Here is a 15,616-nt window from a genome sequence, read left to right as displayed (position 1 = left end):
ACGTTCTCGGTGTTCGGCCCGCCGACGGCGACGGCCGCCCGGCAGCATCGAGACTGCCAAAGTGGTTGCTGACAGCAACCGTTTTGACGTTCTCGATGTTGGGCGCCAGCTACTGCTCGGGCCCGGCTGTGGACAGGGCCAGCCGGAGCTCGGCTGGGGATGGGCCAGTCGCACCGGCGCCGGGCCGCCGACGGTCCGCACGCTAGAGCCCGCCGCCGACCCGGCCCGGCAGCCGGTCCTCAGCTGGCCCGGCAGCGGGTCCTCAGTCCCCCGCCCCGGTCGGCGCCAGCCCGTCCAGCAGTCCCGCCACCCAGTCCCGTGCCGCGCGGAAGTCGGCGTCGTGCGTCCCGGGCCGCATCTGCGGGCGCTGCCCGTCGGCGCGCGGGTAGGAGCCGAGGAACCGCACGGTGGGGCACACCCGGTGCAGGCCGATGAGGGTGGCCTGCACCCGTTCCTCGGCCACGTGCCCCTCGGCGTCGATGGAGAAGGAGTACCGGCCCAGGGAGTCCCCGATCGGCCGGGACTCGATCCGGGAGAGGTTGACCCCCCGGGTCGCGAACTGCTCGAGCATGCTCAGCAGGGCCCCGGCCTCGTTGTCGGGCAGGTGCACCATGAGCGTGGTCTTGTCCGCGCCCGTGGGCGGGGGGAGGTAGCCGGGGGCGGCGACGAGGATGAACCGGGTCACCGCGTGCGGGTTGTCGTTGATGCCCTCGGCCAGCGGGGTCAGGCCGTACTTCTCCACCGAGACGGCCGAGGACAGGGCGGCGTCGAAGCCGGCGTCGGGCCGCTCGGCGAGCAGCGCGGCCGCGGCGGCGGTGGAGGTGGCCGGGACGTGCACGGCGCCGGGCAGGTGCGCGGCGACCCAGCGGCGGCACTGCGCCCAGGCGTGCGGGTGGGTGCCGATGCGCCGGACCTGCTCCAGGGTGGTCCCGGCCCGGGCGGAGAGGGTGAACGCGACCGGGACCAGCATCTCCGCCACGATCCGCAGCGGCGCCCCGGTGGCAAGGGTGTCCATGGTGACGTTGACGCCGCCCTCTACGGAATTCTCGATCGGGACGACGGCGAAGTCGACCTCGCCCGACCGGACCCGGTCCAGCGCGGTCACCACGTCGGTGCACGGCACCAGGTCGGCGTCCTCCCCGGTGACGACCTGCCGCAGCGCGACCTCGGAGAAGGTGCCCTCCGGCCCGAGGTAGGCGTACCGGGCGCGGGGACGGACGCCGTCGACGGCGGGCATGGGACCTCCTGGGGGCGGTGCGACCCCTGCAGGGTAGTCGTCGCCGTGGGGCGGCCGGGTGCCGCGCGCGGCTGTGGCCAAGGTTGCCCCGGGGGCGCGCCACGTAGGCTGCCCGGGTGAGCCGGCGGCGACAGCGCACGCAGCGGTGGGTCGTCATCGTCCTCGCCGCGGTGGTCACCCTCGCGCTCGTGCTGCCCCTGATCGCGCCGCTGGTGGCGGCCGCGGCGCCGGGGCCCACGGCGAGTGCCGGGGCGGCCGAGACGGCCGGCCCGGCCGCGACCACCGACTCGGGCGCCCTCGCCAGCGCGGGTGCACCTACCGATTCGCCCGGCGCTCCGGTCGCCGGCGCACCCACCGACCGAGCAAGGACGCCGGCCGCCGGCGCACCCACCGACCCAGGCACCCCCGCCGACCCCGGTACGGCCGCCGGTGCCACCGCCAGCCCCAGCGCCCCCCTCGTCGTCATCGGCACCGGCGGGGTGCGCTGGGAGGACCTCTCCGCGCTGGCCACCCCGAACCTGTGGGCGCTGGCCGAGCACGGCGCGAGCGGCAACATGGTCGTGCGCTCCGTCCGCTCGAGCACCTGCCCGGCCGACGGCTGGCTGGCGCTGTCGGCCGGCCGCCGCGCGGCCGACCTGCCGACCGGCACCTATGGCACCTGCCGGGCGCTGCGCGAGGCCGGCTCGGACGGCGCCGTCCCCGGATGGTCGGACTATCTCGACGCCGCCGCCGAGGCCTCCTACGACGCCCAGCCCGGCCTGCTCGGGGACCGCCTCGCCGACGCCGGCATGCCGGCCGTCGCCGTCGGCGCCGGTGCGGCCATCGCGCTGGCCGGCAGTGACGGCGTCGTCACCGGGGAGCACACCTTCGCCCCGGTCAGCCCCACCCGGCTCGGGGAGCAGGTCGGCGCCGCCCTGCCCGGCCACGCGCTCGCCGTCGTCGACGTCGGCACCGTACGGGACCGCAACCGGCCGCTCGTGCTCGTCCCGGAGTCGGCATCGGTGGACCGCACCGACGAGCCGGACCCCTCCGAGACCGCCCCGCCCAGCTCCGGCGAGGCCTGGCTGCTCGCCTCCCCCGAGCGGGCGGAGCAGGTGGCCGGCGTGGACGCCCGGGTGGGCGCCGTCCTCGAGGCGGTCCAGGCCGCCTCCCCCCAGGCGACCGTGGTGCTCGGCTCGCTCGCCGACTCCGGGACCCGGTCGCTCATGCAGGTCGCGGTGGCCGCCGGCCCGGCGCTCGGCCCCGACCTGCCCGCGGACGGGGCGCTGCTGGACACCCGCTCCACCCGCCAGCCCGGGATGCTGCAGTCCACCGACCTCACCCCCACCGTGCTCGGCATGCTCGGGCTGGACGTGCCCGCCGGGCTGGCCGGCGCCCCGCTCGGGCACGCGGCCGACGGGCGCACCGGCCCGGAGCGGGTGGCGTACCTGGCGGACGTGAACGCGCACGCGGTGGCCGTCCGGCCACTGACCGGGCCGTTCTACTCCGCGCTGGTGGCGATGAACCTGCTGCTGTACGGGGTGGCCAGCGTGGGCCTGAACCGGCGCTGGCTGGACCGGACGGCGGCCCGGCTGGAGGCCCGCGGGCGGGGCCTGCCGGGCCGGGTGGCACGGGCGCTGCGGTCCGGCCGGCCCGGCGGGATGCTGCGGGTGCTGCGGGCGGTGGCGGTCGGCGTCGGCGCCGTCCCGGTGGCGTCCTACCTGGCCAACCTGCTGCCCTGGTGGCGCGCCGACGCCCCCGGGCTGGTGCTGTTCGCGGCGACGGCGGTGCTCGCCGCGGCGGTCGCGGCCGCGGCGCTGCTCGGGCCCTGGCGCGGGCTGCTCGGCCCGGTCGCCGTCGTCGCCGGGCTGACCGCCGCGGTGCTGGCGGTGGACGTGCTGACCGGCGCGACGCTGCAGGTCTCGGCCCTGATGGGGGTCCAGCCGCAGGTGGGCGGCCGGTTCTACGGGTTCAACAACTCCTCCTTCGCCCTGTTCGCCGCGGCCGCGCTGCTGGTGGCCATGTGCCTGGCCGAGCCACTGGTGCGCCGCGGCCGACGGCGGGCCGCGGCGGCCGCGGTGGGCGCCGTCGGCGTCACGGCGGTGGTGCTGGACGGGCTGCCGGCCATCGGCGCCGACTTCGGCGGCCCGCCCGCGCTCGTCCCCGGCTTCCTCGTCCTGGGCCTGCTGACCCTGGGCGTGCGGCTGACGCTGCGCCGGGTCGCCGGGGTGCTGGCGGCCGCGGCCGTGGTGGTGGTCGGCTTCTCCCTGGTGGACTGGCTGCGCCCGCCGGCGGAGCGCTCGCACCTGGGCCGGTTCGTCGAGACGGTCCTCGACGGCGGGCTGTGGTCGGTGGTGGGCCGCAAGCTCGGCCAGAACCTGGCCAACCTGTTCGGCTCGCCGCTGACCTTCCTGGCCATCGGCGGGATCGTGCTGGTCGTCGTGCTGCTCTCCCGCCCGCTGCGCGACGCCGCCCGCGGGCAGGACGGCGGGGCCTACGGGTGGCTGGTCGGGGACGGCGCGGTGGGCCGGATCGACCGGGCCGCGATGCTGCTCACGCCGCTGCTGGTGGCCCTGGGGGTCACGCTCGGCATCGGTTTCGTCCTCAACGACTCCGGCATCGTCATCCCGGCGATCGGGATCTCGGTGGCGGTCCCGCTGCTCATCTCGGTGGTGACCGGGTGGCTGCTGGGCCGGCAGGACCCAGCGGCGCCGGGCCCGCCGGAGGGGCGGGCGGATTCCCCCGGCCGGTCGGACGCCCTGCGGGCCGGCCCTCAGGCCCAGGCGCGGTAGGGCCGGCCGGGGCGCTGCCGGCTGGGGTTCTCCCCCCGCCGGCCGGGCGGGACCCGCACCCGGCGGACGTTGCGGTGCGCGACGGCGAGGGCGACGTCCCGGTACTGGGCGGAGCGGTGCAGCTGCCCGGCCAGGTTGTTGCTGGACGGGCGGTGGCGCAGGTCGCAGGGCACCTCCTGGACGGTCAGGCCGGCGACGAGCAGGTCGATCGTCATCCCGGTCTCCACGCCCCAGCCGTGGGCGAGGGGCTGGGCGGCCTCGAACGCCTCCCGCGTCATGCACCGCTGCCCGGACAGGGGCTGGGTGGGCGTCCACCCGGTGGCCCGGGCGATCGACCGGCGCGCCAGGCCGGTGACGATCCCCCGGCCGCCGGCGCCGGGCTGGGGCGGGAGCACCGCGATGGTGCAGTCCGCCCGCCCCTCCAGGACCGGCGGCACCAGCGGCGCGGTGGCCACCGCGCTCTCGCCGAGGTCGGCGTCGAGGAAGAGCAGCAGCCGGGCCGGCTCGCCCTGGGCGTCGCGCATGGCGACGACGCGGGCGCCGGTCTCCATCGCGGAGGCCTTCCCCCGGTTGACCGAGTGGCGCACGACGACGGCGCCCGCCGCCCGCGCGGCGTGCTGCGTGCCGTCCTCCGAGCCGTCGTCGACGACGACGACGAGGTCCACGTGCGGGATGGCGCGGGCGGCCCGGACGGTCGCGGCGATGCGGTCAACCTCGTCCTTGGCAGGGATGACGACGGCGACCCGCTGCGACCCCGACTCCTGCCTCACGCGTCAAGAGTATCCAGGAGTGCGACCAAGGCCGCACCCGAGCGAGGGGTTCCCTTGACCAGCTCATGACGGTGCCGGGATCCGAGGTGCCGACGGCGGCCGGTGCGGCGCGGCACGGCGTGTGCTCATGCGCTGGTACGCACGGGGCTCGAGCCATGATCCGACGGCGCTCGGGAGCCGAGACTCGGGTCGCGAGCTGCCATGTCTGTACTCGTTATGGCTGCTTCCGCTCGACGGCAAGCCGCCATAACGAGTACAGACATGGGGATTGCCGGTGTCGGCGATCCTGACTGACGACGCCAGCGGGCGGACCGGGCGAGAGGGGACCGGGCGAGAGGGGACCGGGCGAGAGGGGACCGGGCGAGAGGGGGCCGGATGAGAGGGACCGGATGAGAGGGGACCGGGCGAGAGGCGCGGTCAGCGCAGGGCGACCTGCCGGGAGACGATGCCCGCACGCGCCCGGCGCTCCTCGGGCGTGAGCGGCTGGTCGGCGGCGAGGGCGGCGGTGAACCGCTCCTCGAACGCCTGGAGCGGTGCGGTCAGCTCCTCGGCCTCGGTGCCGGGGGCCAGCTCCCAGACCGGGATGAGGATGCCGCAGGACCGGAACGCGCCGACGAACCGGGCGCCGTCGTCGACGGCGGACTGCCGCGCGGCGTGCAGCCGAGCGATCGCGTCGAGGACCTGCTCGGAGTCCTCCGGCCGGGCCCAGCGCAGGAACTCCCGGCTCATCCGGCACCAGTAGGCCGACTCCACGCCGTCGACCTTGACCGTGGGGACGATGTTCTCGTTGGCCTGCTCGAGGGCGCGGGCGACGTCGGCGTCCTGCCGGGCCTGGTCGGTGAGCCAGAAGTCGAAGGTGCTGCGGACCTCCACGTCCACGCCGGCGCCGGAGTCCAGGACGTCCTGCAGGCGCGGGCCGGGCTCGGGCGGCTCGGCGGTGGCGAGCGCGGAGCCGGGGGCGAGGTCGAGGGCCTCGAGCAGGGCGGCGGCGACGTCGCGGGAGGCGTCCCCGGAGTGCGCGGCCGTCTGCAGCGCGACCAGGACGGTGCCGTCGTCGCGGTGCAGCGCCGGCACCATGTCCGGCAGGAGGGTGACGAGTTGGACCTCGCGGTCGCCGTACTCGGCGGTGGTGTGCACCGTCGCGGTCGCCGCGGGCACCACCTCGCGCATCGCGACCAGGTCAGTCTCGGCCGGCAGCCCGGCGAAGGGCCGCTCGACGTAGGCGACCTCCGCGCGCCGGCGCTTGGGGGCGCCCTCGGGGCGGGACTTGCGGCGGCTCTTCTTTCCCATGGGGCGCCACTGTACGGGCCGCCGGGGGGCGCCCTGACTGGGGCCGGGCGTGCGTCGGCAGCGCTGCGGCGACTCTCCCGATCGGGTCGCTTGCTGCTCCGCCGGCCCCGAAGGTTTGGGTGGGCCGGGAAGGTCTGCCCTCCGGCCGGCCGCAACTCAGATGCCCTCCGGCCGGCCGCGGCTCAGATGATCGTCGGCTCCGTGCCGGTCTCGGAGGACAGCGGCAGGCCCGTCTTGGCCCAGGCCGACATGCCGCCGTCGACGTTGTAGGCATCGAAGCCAGCCTGGTTGAGCCAGGCCACCGAACGGCCCGAGCGGCCGCCCGTGCGGCAGACCACCAGGAGCTCGCCCTCGGGCAGGTCGTCGATCCGGTCCGGGAGGTCGCCCATCGGGATGTGGACGGCGCCGGGGGCGTGGCCGGCGTCCCACTCGTCCTGCTCGCGCACGTCGAGCAGCACGTAACCCTCGGGCACCGGGCGCTCGGGGTCGAGCGCGGTGACGGGGACGGAACTGCCGGGGACGTCGGGGAGAGCCATGGCAGCCAGGGTAGGTGGCCGTACAGCGGTCTGCATGCGTGTCGCACACACCCCCAACTGTGAAGAGCCGCAAGCGGTCAGGCTGCCGCAGATCGTTGGCTCTTCACCGCACGAGCGTGCGCACGTCCACCTCGTGCTCCACGGCGTCGTCACCAGTCCGCTCGACCCGGAACACCGGCCGGCCCGACTGCTCAGCGACCGCTTCCGCCAGCGCACCATCGCGCCACACGATGGCCGCGTACTCGTCGACCGCGTAGCCGTCGCCCAGCGCACCGGTCGCCACCCACCGCTGGTACTTCTCGCGGCGGTCAGGTTCGCCAAGGTAGTGCGGACAGGCGCTTCCCGGGATGAAGCCGAGGCCGTCCGGCAGCGGGGACAGCGGCCCGAAGGAGTCCGTGGACGAGCCCTCGAACCAGCAGTTCATCCCCGCGCTGATCCCGGCGAGCACCGTGCCGTTTCCAGCGGCCTGCCGCAGCAGGTCGGGAAGCCCGTGCAGCCGCCAGACCGCCAGCAGGTTGGCGGTGGAACCGCCGCCGACGTAGACCACGTCCTGGTCGAGCAACATGTTCGGATCGGTGTACCCCCACGGTTCGTGGCAGAAGAGCGAGAGCACCGATGTGCGCGCGCGGCCGCTGAAGGCTTCCTCGAACCGCGCTGCGTAGCCGTCCGCGTCGCCGCTGGCGGTCGGGACGAAGCAGACCTTCGGCTGTGCCTTGCCCGTCAGCTCGACGATGTGATCGTCGATCGCCGAGGACCCGTCGTCGGACATCGAGAACCCGCCGCCGCCCAGCGCGACGATCGTGCCCCTCATACGCGGTCTCCGGGCAGCGAGAGGTGCTCGGCAGTCCCAACGAGGAGCTTCCCTGGGCGCGGTGTCGGAACCTTCACAGCAGCAACACTATGCAGGACCGGACCCCAAGGAGTCTGGAAGGGTCGTGGGGGCCCCTGCCCGATATGGGGTACGTCGAGAACGTCATAACGGTTGCTGACAGCAACCGTTATGACGTTCTCGGCACTGGCGGCGGTCGGTGCCGGCGCTGGCGGCCAGCTTTCTCGGCGCCGGCGCCCAGCGCTGCCTGGCGCGCACCCGGCGCCTGGCTGGCAGGATCGGACCATGCACGAGCGCGCCGGCACCCCCGCCCAGCCCGAGGACCTCATCGACGTCGACGCGGTCCGCGCCGCCTACTACGACCGGGTGCCGGACGCCGACGACCCGGCGCAGCAGGTGGTCTTCGGCACCTCCGGCCACCGCGGCTCCAGCCTCGACGGCGCCTTCAACGAGGCGCACATCGTCGCCACCACGGCCGCGATCGTGGAGTACCGCCGGGCCCAGGGCATCGACGGCACCCTCTACCTCGGCCGGGACACCCACGCACTGTCCGAGCCGGCCTGGCGCACCGCCCTGGAGGTCCTCGCCGCCGCCGGCGTGGAGTCCCGCGTCGACGCGCGGGACTCCTACACCCCCACCCCGGCGGTCTCCCACGCGATCCTGCGCGACAACGGCGCCGGCACCTCCGGCGGCGTGCGCACCACGGGCCCGGGCCTGGCCGACGGCATCGTCGTCACGCCGTCGCACAACCCCCCGCGCGACGGCGGGTTCAAGTACAACCCCCCGCACGGCGGGCCGGCCGGCTCGGACGCGACCAAGGCCATCGCGGCCCGGGCGAACGAGATCCTGCGCGACGGGTGGCGCACGGTCCCCCGGGTCCCGGTGGAGCGCGCGCTCGCCGCGGAGACCACCGGTCGCAACGACTACCTCACGGCCTACGTCGACGACCTCGTCAACGTCCTGGACATCGACGCGATCCGCGCCGCCGGGGTGCGCATCGGCGCCGACCCGCTGGGCGGGGCGTCGGTGGACTACTGGGCCGCCGTCGCCGAGCGGCACGGGCTGGACCTGACCGTGGTCAACCCCACCGTCGACCCCACCTGGCGGTTCATGACGCTGGACTGGGACGGCAAGATCCGGATGGACTGCTCCTCCCCCTACGCCATGGCGGCGCTGCGGGAGACCATGGCGGCCGACGGCGGCCGGGCCCCCTACGACGTCGCCACCGGCAACGACGCCGACGCCGACCGGCACGGCATCGTCACCCCGGACGGCGGGCTGATGAACCCCAACCACTACCTCGCCGTCGCCATCGCCTACCTCTTCGGCCACCGCCCGCACTGGCCGGCGACGGCGGCGGTGGGCAAGACCCTGGTCTCCTCCGCGCTGATCGACCGGGTGGCCGCGGGCCTGGGCCGCCGGCTCGTCGAGGTGCCGGTGGGCTTCAAGTACTTCGTCCCCGGCCTGCTCGACGCCTCGGTGGGCTTCGGCGGGGAGGAGTCGGCCGGTGCCTCCTTCCTGCGCACCGACGGCACCGTGTGGACCACCGACAAGGACGGCATCCTGCTCGCGCTGCTCGCCGCGGAGATCACCGCGGTGACCGGCTCCTCCCCCAGCCAGTTCCACCGCGAGCTGGTCGAGCGGCACGGGGCGAGCGCCTACGCCCGGATCGACGCCCCGGCCACCGCGGCCCAGAAGGCCCGGCTCGCCAGCCTCACCCCGGCCGACGTCACCGCCACCGCGCTGGCCGGGGAGCCCATCACCGACCGGCTGGTCGAGGCGCCGGGCAACGGTGCGGCGATCGGCGGCCTGAAGGTCACCACGGAGAATGCCTGGTTCGCCGCCCGGCCCTCCGGCACCGAGGACGTGTACAAGATCTACGCCGAGTCCTTCCGCGGCCCCGAGCACCTGGCCCAGGTGCAGGCCGCCGCGAAGGAGGTCGTGGACGCGGCGCTGGCGGAGTAGCGCCGGGCGGCGCGGCCGTCGGGCGTGTCGGGCAGCGCCGCCGTCGCGCGCCGGGCCTCGTCGCCGTCACCGCCGCCACCCTCCCTGGCGACGGCGGCCGGGACCGATCGCCGTCGTCCCGCCGGCCGGGACCGGTGAGAGAATCGCCCGGTGCTCGGCCCGTACCGTCAGATCCTCGCGCTGCCCGGGGCCCTGGCCTTCTCGATGGCCGGGCTGCTGGCCCGGTTCCCGGTCTCGATGGTCGGGATCAGCATCGTCCTGATGGTCTCCCAGCTCTACGGCTCCTACGGGATGGCCGGCGGGGTCTCGGCGACCTTCGTCATCGCCCTCGCGGTCGGCGCGCCGCAGCTGGCCCGGCTGGTGGACCGGCACGGGCAGGCGCCGGTCATGCTCCCGGCGATCTCGGTCAGCGCCGTCGGCCTGGTCGCGCTGGTCACCGCCGCCGTGCTGCGGGCCCCGTCCTGGACCCTGTTCGTGGCCGCCGCGCTCGCCGGGGCCACCGCCGGCTCGATCGGCGCGCTGGTCCGCGCCCGGTGGACGGTCGTGGTGCGCAACCCGCGCGAGCTGCACCGCGCGTACTCCCTGGAGTCCGCGCTGGACGAGCTCACCTTCGTCCTCGGCCCGGTCGTCGCCACCGCCCTGGCCACCTCCGTCACGGCCTGGGCGGGCATCGCGACGGCGCTCGTGCTGCTGGTCCTGGGCGGCTACCTGTTCCTCAGCCAGCGGGCCACCGAGCCGCCGACGGCGGTCCGGACCTCGGCGTCGCGCGGGTCGGTCATGCGCTCCCCCGCCATGGTCGGCCTCGTCGCCGTCTTCCTCTTCGTCGGCAGCATCTTCGGCGCCACCGACGTCTCCGTCGTCGCGTTCACCGCCGAGCACGACAACCCGGGGGCCGCCGGGCTGGTGCTCGGCATCTTCGCGCTCGGGTCGATGATCGCCGGCCTCGGCTACGGGGCGCGGGCGTGGACCGGGCCGGCCTGGCGCCGGTTCGTCCTCGGCGTGGCGGTCCTCGCCGTCGGCACGGCGCTCTTCCTGGCCATCCAGAGCATCCTGGTGATGGGCGCTGTCGGGTTCGTCGCCGGCTTCGCCATCTCCCCGACGATCATCAACGGCAACTCGATGGTCGAGCACGTCGTCCCGCGGGCCAAGCTCACCGAGGGCCTGACCTGGCTGAGCACGGCCATCAACATCGGGGTCTCGCTGGGCTCCTCGGTGGCCGGCTCGCTCATCGACGCCGCCGGGTCCCACGCCGGGTTCGCCGTGGTGGCGGTCAGCGGCGGCCTGGCGGTGCTGGCCGCGTGCGCCGCGGCCCCGGTGCTGCGCGCCCGGGACCGCGGCGGCGAGGCCCGCCTGCCCTGACCGGCGGGCGGTCGGCACCGTCCCACCGGACCGGCCGGCCGGCCCGCCGTCGGGCGCCTCGGGTCCCCGGGAGGGGGCTTGGTCAGGCGCCGCCGACGGCGGCCGGATCGGCCGGTCAGATGCTGTGCCGCATCGCCCGGATGCCTACCCACATCCCGACCACCGCCGTGACCGCCGCGGCCAGCGCCCCCTGCCAGGCCGCCGTCGCGCCGAGGTCGCCGTTGAACAGCGCCCGCTCCGCCTCGACCATGTAGGTCAGCGGGTTGAACGCGGCCAGGCCCTGCATCCAGCCCGGCCCGGCGTCCAGCGGCAGCAGCATGCCGGAGAGCAGCATGAGCGGGAACAGCAGGCTCTGCTGGACGGTCCAGAACATCCAGTCCCGCTCCCGGCTGACGATCCCCAGCGCGTAGCTCAGCGACCCGAGCCCCAGGCCGAACACGGCCAGGACGACCAGGCCGAGGACCATCCCCGGCAGCGAGGGCCGGAAGCCCCACAGCGCGGCGATCCCGACGATGACCAGCGCCTGGACGACGAGCGGGACCATCTCCTTCACCGCCCGGCCGACCAGGAGCGCGGAGCGGGCGACCGGCGCGACCAGCATCCGCTCGTGCGCCCCGCTCTGGATCTCGTAGAGCAGGTTCGAGCCGGTCATCGCGGTGCCGAAGAGGGCAATCATCACGATGATGCCGGGGACGAACCACTGGAACGCCTCGGCGATCGGCAGCCCGGTCATCCCGCCGAGCAGCGGCCCGAACAGGGCCAGGAACATCAGCGGCTGGAGGACGGAGAAGACGAGGCTGAACGGGTCGCGCAGCACCGGCCGCAGCTCGCGGACCAGCACGGCCCAGCTGTCCCGGGCGAGCGCGGGCCGGGCCGCGGGGCGGGGGTCGGTCGTCGTGGTCATCGGGGGGCTCCCTGCGGCTCGGGCGTGGTCTGGGTCTGGTTCTCCTCGCGCAGGCTGCGCCCGGTGAGGGTGAGGAAGACGTCGTCGAGGCTCGGCCGGGCCAGCTCGGCGGCGCGCACGTCGTGCGGCGCCAGGTCGCGCAGCAGCCCGGGCAGCACCCGGTCCCCGTGCTGGACGGTGGCGACGAACCGGGTGCCCTCCGGGGTCTGCCCGACGGTGAGGTCCGGCTCGGTGACCCCGGACCGGGCCGACGCCGCCCGCAGCACCCGGGCGGCGCCGTCGGGATCGGCCGCGACGAGGACGGTGACCCGGTCCCCGGCCAGGTCGGCCTTGAGCCGGCTGGCGGTGCCGTCGGCGATGATCCGGCCCTGGTCAACGATCATCACCCGCTCGGCGAGCTGGTCCGCCTCCTCCAGGTAGTGCGTGGTGAGGAAGATGGTCATCCCGTACCGCGCGCGCAGGGTGAGGATGTGCTCCCACAGGTGCGCGCGGGACTGCGGGTCCAGCCCGGTGGACGGCTCGTCGAGGAAGAGCAGGCTGGGGCCGGGGATGAGCCCGAGCGCGACGTCGGCCCGCCGGCGCTGGCCGCCGGAGAGGGTGATGGCGTTGCGGTCCGCCACCTCGCCGAGGTCGAGCATCTCGATGAGCTCGGTGGCGCGGCGCCGCCGCTCGGCCGGGCCCAGGCCGTAGAGCGCGCCCTGGCTGACGAGCTCGTCCCGGATGCGCTGGTAGTGCCCCGCGCCGTTCTTCTGGCCGACGTAGCCGATGCTCGCCCGCACCAGCGGGGCCTGGGTGGCGACGTCGTACCCGCAGACCGTGGCGGTCCCGCCGCTGGGCTCGAGGAGGGTGGTGAGCATCCGCAGGGAGGTGGACTTGCCCGCCCCGTTCGGCCCCAGGAAGGCGGTGAGGGAGCCGGGGGCGATGTCCGTGGTGAGGTCGGCGACGGCGACGACCTCGGCGCTGCCCTTGCGGGCCTTGAACCGCTTGCTCAGGCCGCGGGCCTGGATGATGGGTGCGTCCATGCCGAGCGAGGCTAGGCCGGTACCCGGACAGATCCTGTCCTCGTCGGCGGGTAGTTTTGCCGGCATGCCCGACCCGACCGCCCGGGCGCTGCGGCTGCTCTCCCTGCTGCAGACCCACCGGCACTGGACCGGCGCCGCGCTCGCCGAGCGCCTCGGCGTCACCGACCGCACCCTGCGCCGGGACGTGGACCGGCTGCGCGAGCTCGGCTACCGGGTCGCCGCCCGGCCGGGCAGCGCCGGCGGGTACCAGCTCGAGGGCGGCGGCAGCCTCCCCCCGCTGCTGCTCGACGACGAGGAGGCCGTCGCGATCGCCGTCGGGCTGCGTGCCGCGGCGGTGACCGGGGTGGGCCAGGACGAGCACACGACGCTGAGCGCGCTGGCCAAGCTCGAGCAGGTCCTGCCGCGGAACCTGCGCCGGCGCGTCACCGCGCTGCACGAGCACACCGTGCCCTCGGTGCGCCCGGGCGCGCACGTGGCCGGGGAGGTGCTGGCCCAGCTGGCGCTGCTGTGCCGGGACCACGAGCGGCTGCGGTTCCGGTACACCAGCGCGGACGGGACGGAGACCGCCCGGCACGTCGAGCCGCACGCACTGGTGCCGCACGAGCGGCGGTGGTACTTCGTGGCCTGGGACGTGGGTCGGGGCGACTGGCGCACCTTCCGGATCGACCGGATGCGCGCCCTGCTCGGCACCGGGGTCCGGGTGCCCGCGCGCGACCTGCCGGCCGCCGACGCCGCGGAGTTCGTCCGGGCCGCGCACGGCCGCATCGCCTACCGCTACTCCGCCGTCGTCCACCTCCGGGCCAGCCCGGCGCAGGTGCGCGAGCACTTCGGCGTCTGGGCGCAGGACGCGACGGAGAACCCCGACGGCGGGATGGACTGGCCGATCGGGGGCAGCCGGCCGCTGGACATGCTCTACGCCCTGCTGTGGATCCCGCCGGAGATGCCGTGGACCATCTCCGGCGACCCGGAGGTGACCGCCGCCCTCGCCGGCTTCCGGGACCGGCTGTCCCGGGCGCTCTGAACCCCCGACCTGCGCCCGGCGCCGTCCGCGGGCAGGATCGAGGGACGACCACCACCCGACAGAGGAGCAACCGTGGCCACCACCGTCGCCGAGCAGCTCGTCAACCAGCTCGTCGCCGCCGGGGTGCGGCGCATCTACGGCATCGTCGGGGACTCCCTCAACCCCGTCGTCGACGCCGTGCGCCGCACCGACGGCATCGACTGGGTGCACGTCCGCCACGAGGAGGCGGCCGCTTTTGCCGCCGCCGCCGAGGCGACCGTCACCGGCCGGCTGGCCGTGTGCGCCGGCTCGTGCGGGCCGGGCAACCTCCATCTCATCAACGGCCTTTACGACGCCAACCGCTCCCGGGTCCCGGTGCTCGCCATCGCCTCGCACATCCCCACCGGCCAGATCGGCACCCAGTTCTTCCAGGAGACCCACCCCGACCGGCTCTTCACCGAGGCGTCGGTGTTCTCCGAGATGATCTCCACCGGCGAGCAGGTGCCCCGGGTGACCCGCTCGGCGATCCAGCACGCGCTGCACGCCCCGGGCGTCGCCGTGCTGACCCTGCCGGGCGACGTCGCCGACCACGAGGTCCCCGGCGGGGACGACCAGCTCGTCGTCCCGCCCACCGCCCCCGGCCGGCTCGTCCCGGCCGCCGCCGACGTCGCCGCCCTCGCCCGGGCGATCAACGAGGCGAAGAAGGTCACCCTCTTCGTTGGCGCCGGGGCCCGCGGGGCGCGGGAGGGCGTGCTCGAGCTCGCCGACCTCGCCGCCGCCCCGGTCGGGCACTCCCTGCGCGGGAAGGAGGTCATCCAGTACGACAACCCCTTCGACGTCGGCATGACCGGCCTGCTCGGCTACGGCGCCTGCCAGGACGCCCTGGACGGCGCGGACCTGCTCGTGCTGATCGGCACCGACTTCCCGTACAGCACCTTCCTGCCGGACGTGCGCACCGCGCAGATCGACGACGACGCCCGCCACCTCGGCCGGCGCACCCCGGTGGAGCTGCCGGTCCACGGCGACGTCGCGGAGACGATGCGGCTCCTGGTCCCCCAGGTCCACCGCAAGAAGAACCGCCGGTTCCTCGAGCAGATGCTCAAGAAGCACGAGAGCACGATGTCCAAGGTCGTCGGCGCCTACACCCGGCGCGCCGACAAGCTGAGGCCCATCCACCCCGAGTACGCCGCGGCGCTGCTGGACGAGGCGGCCGCCGACGACGCCGTCTTCACCGTCGACACCGGCATGGACAACGTCTGGGCGGCGCGCTACATCACCCCCAACGGCCGCCGCCGGGTCATCGGGTCCTTCCTGCACGGCTCGATGGCCAACGCCCTGCCGCACGCCATCGGCGCCGCGTTCGCTAACCCGGGCCGGCAGGTGGTGGCCATGGTCGGCGACGGCGGCCTCTCGATGCTGCTCGGCGAGCTCATCACGGTCCGGGCCGCCAACCTGCCCGTCAAGATCGTGGTGTTCAACAACGCCACCCTCGGCATGGTCAAGCTCGAGATGATCGTCGAAGGCCTGCCCGACCACGCGACGGACTCCCCGCCGGTGGACTACCGCAACGTCGCCCGCGCCGTCGGCATCCCGGCGGTGCGGGTGGAGGACCCGGCGGACCTGCGCAAGGCGCTGACCGACGGCCTCGCCCGGCCGGGGCCGGCCCTGATCGACATCGTCACCGACCCCAACGCGCTGTCCATCCCGCCCTCGATCAGCGGGGAGCAGATCCGCGGCTTCGCGACGGCGATGACCAAGCAGATCTTCGGCGGCGGCGCCGGCGAGGTGGTGGCCATGGCCCGGTCGAACCTGCGGAACATCCCCCGGCCCTGACGCGGCGGCCCGGCGCCCGACACGACGCCGTCCTGCCGGTCGCCGAGCCGCCGTCCTGGCATGCTGTCCCCTGCCCGGCCCGCGACGGCGCCGGCCAGCG

The 15,616-nt window shown here is 75.2% G+C and carries 12 protein-coding genes; 5 read left to right on the top strand and 7 right to left on the bottom strand.

The annotated features are described in order from the left end of the window. Window positions 1-262: 262 nt before the first annotated feature. Complete coding sequence (pheA, locus tag MF406_RS02310; protein ID WP_242896416.1) at window positions 263-1,237, bottom strand: prephenate dehydratase; 975 nt, start codon at window positions 1,235-1,237, stop codon at window positions 263-265. Between the two features lie 116 nt (window positions 1,238-1,353). Between pheA and MF406_RS02305 the strand changes: the two genes are divergently transcribed. Continuing rightward, window positions 1,354-4,008 carry a hypothetical protein gene (locus tag MF406_RS02305; protein WP_242896415.1) on the top strand — a complete coding sequence of 885 codons (2,655 nt, stop codon included), beginning with the start codon at window positions 1,354-1,356 and terminating at the stop codon, window positions 4,006-4,008. Here MF406_RS02305 and MF406_RS02300 read toward each other — a convergent pair. The 4 genes from MF406_RS02300 to MF406_RS02285 all read right to left on the bottom strand — a co-directional run bounded on the left by MF406_RS02300 (window position 3,990) and on the right by MF406_RS02285 (window position 7,415). Then, entirely contained in the window at window positions 3,990-4,778 is a 789-nt protein-coding gene (locus MF406_RS02300) for a glycosyltransferase (protein ID WP_242896414.1), read from the bottom strand. The genes MF406_RS02305 and MF406_RS02300 overlap by 19 nt on opposite strands. Before the next feature lie 417 nt (window positions 4,779-5,195). Beyond that, window positions 5,196-6,068, bottom strand: a complete 873-nt coding sequence (locus MF406_RS02295) for a DUF5926 family protein (RefSeq protein WP_242896413.1) — start codon at window positions 6,066-6,068, stop codon at window positions 5,196-5,198. A 182-nt stretch (window positions 6,069-6,250) separates the two neighbouring features. After that, a complete protein-coding gene (locus MF406_RS02290) occupies window positions 6,251-6,604 on the bottom strand; it encodes a rhodanese-like domain-containing protein (protein ID WP_242896412.1) in 354 nt (117 codons plus the stop codon). Window positions 6,605-6,707: 103 nt separating this feature from the next. Next, window positions 6,708-7,415 carry a peptidase E gene (locus tag MF406_RS02285; RefSeq protein ID WP_242896411.1) on the bottom strand — a complete coding sequence of 236 codons (708 nt, stop codon included), beginning with the start codon at window positions 7,413-7,415 and terminating at the stop codon, window positions 6,708-6,710. Window positions 7,416-7,718: 303 nt separating this feature from the next. Between MF406_RS02285 and pgm the strand changes: the two genes are divergently transcribed. Both pgm and MF406_RS02275 read left to right on the top strand, forming a co-directional pair. Further along, on the top strand, window positions 7,719-9,398 hold the full coding sequence (gene pgm, locus MF406_RS02280) for a phosphoglucomutase (alpha-D-glucose-1,6-bisphosphate-dependent) (RefSeq protein ID WP_242896410.1): 1,680 nt from the start codon (window positions 7,719-7,721) through the stop codon (window positions 9,396-9,398). A gap of 150 nt (window positions 9,399-9,548) precedes the next feature. After that, entirely contained in the window at window positions 9,549-10,757 is a 1,209-nt protein-coding gene (locus MF406_RS02275; protein WP_242896409.1) for an MFS transporter, read from the top strand. Window positions 10,758-10,872: 115 nt separating this feature from the next. On the opposite strand, the gene MF406_RS02270 is transcribed toward MF406_RS02275, so the two are convergent. Then, window positions 10,873-11,661, bottom strand: coding sequence for an ABC transporter permease (locus tag MF406_RS02270; protein ID WP_242896408.1), 789 nt, complete (start codon window positions 11,659-11,661; stop codon window positions 10,873-10,875). Further along, the gene (locus tag MF406_RS02265) at window positions 11,658-12,683 is read right to left on the bottom strand and encodes an ABC transporter ATP-binding protein (RefSeq protein WP_242896407.1); all 1,026 of its coding nucleotides are present in this window, start codon (window positions 12,681-12,683) and stop codon (window positions 11,658-11,660) included. Before MF406_RS02265 ends, MF406_RS02270 begins: the two co-directional genes overlap by 4 nt. A 64-nt stretch (window positions 12,684-12,747) precedes the next feature. Here MF406_RS02265 and MF406_RS02260 point away from each other — a divergent pair, with 64 nt between their 5' ends. Continuing rightward, window positions 12,748-13,704 carry a YafY family protein gene (locus MF406_RS02260; protein WP_242896406.1) on the top strand — a complete coding sequence of 319 codons (957 nt, stop codon included), beginning with the start codon at window positions 12,748-12,750 and terminating at the stop codon, window positions 13,702-13,704. Between the two features lie 72 nt (window positions 13,705-13,776). Further along, complete coding sequence (locus MF406_RS02255; protein WP_242896405.1) at window positions 13,777-15,516, top strand: pyruvate dehydrogenase; 1,740 nt, start codon at window positions 13,777-13,779, stop codon at window positions 15,514-15,516. Window positions 15,517-15,616: the final 100 nt, after the last annotated feature.

The sequence above is a fragment of the Georgenia sp. TF02-10 genome (assembly GCF_022759505.1).
GTDB lineage: Bacteria > Actinomycetota > Actinomycetes > Actinomycetales > Actinomycetaceae > TF02-10.
Note: the sequence above shows the minus strand (reverse complement) of the source record. Positions and strands in the feature narration are given on the sequence as shown.

Coding starts and splice junctions, on each gene's coding strand:
- pheA (WP_242896416.1), bottom strand. CDS start 1,237: ATGCCCGCCGTCGACGGCGTCCGTCCCCGCGCCCGGTACGCCTACCTC.
- MF406_RS02295 (WP_242896413.1), bottom strand. CDS start 6,068: ATGGGAAAGAAGAGCCGCCGCAAGTCCCGCCCCGAGGGCGCCCCCAAG.
- MF406_RS02290 (WP_242896412.1), bottom strand. CDS start 6,604: ATGGCTCTCCCCGACGTCCCCGGCAGTTCCGTCCCCGTCACCGCGCTC.
- MF406_RS02285 (WP_242896411.1), bottom strand. CDS start 7,415: ATGAGGGGCACGATCGTCGCGCTGGGCGGCGGCGGGTTCTCGATGTCC.
- pgm (WP_242896410.1), top strand. CDS start 7,719: ATGCACGAGCGCGCCGGCACCCCCGCCCAGCCCGAGGACCTCATCGAC.
- MF406_RS02270 (WP_242896408.1), bottom strand. CDS start 11,661: ATGACCACGACGACCGACCCCCGCCCCGCGGCCCGGCCCGCGCTCGCC.
- MF406_RS02265 (WP_242896407.1), bottom strand. CDS start 12,683: ATGGACGCACCCATCATCCAGGCCCGCGGCCTGAGCAAGCGGTTCAAG.
- MF406_RS02260 (WP_242896406.1), top strand. CDS start 12,748: ATGCCCGACCCGACCGCCCGGGCGCTGCGGCTGCTCTCCCTGCTGCAG.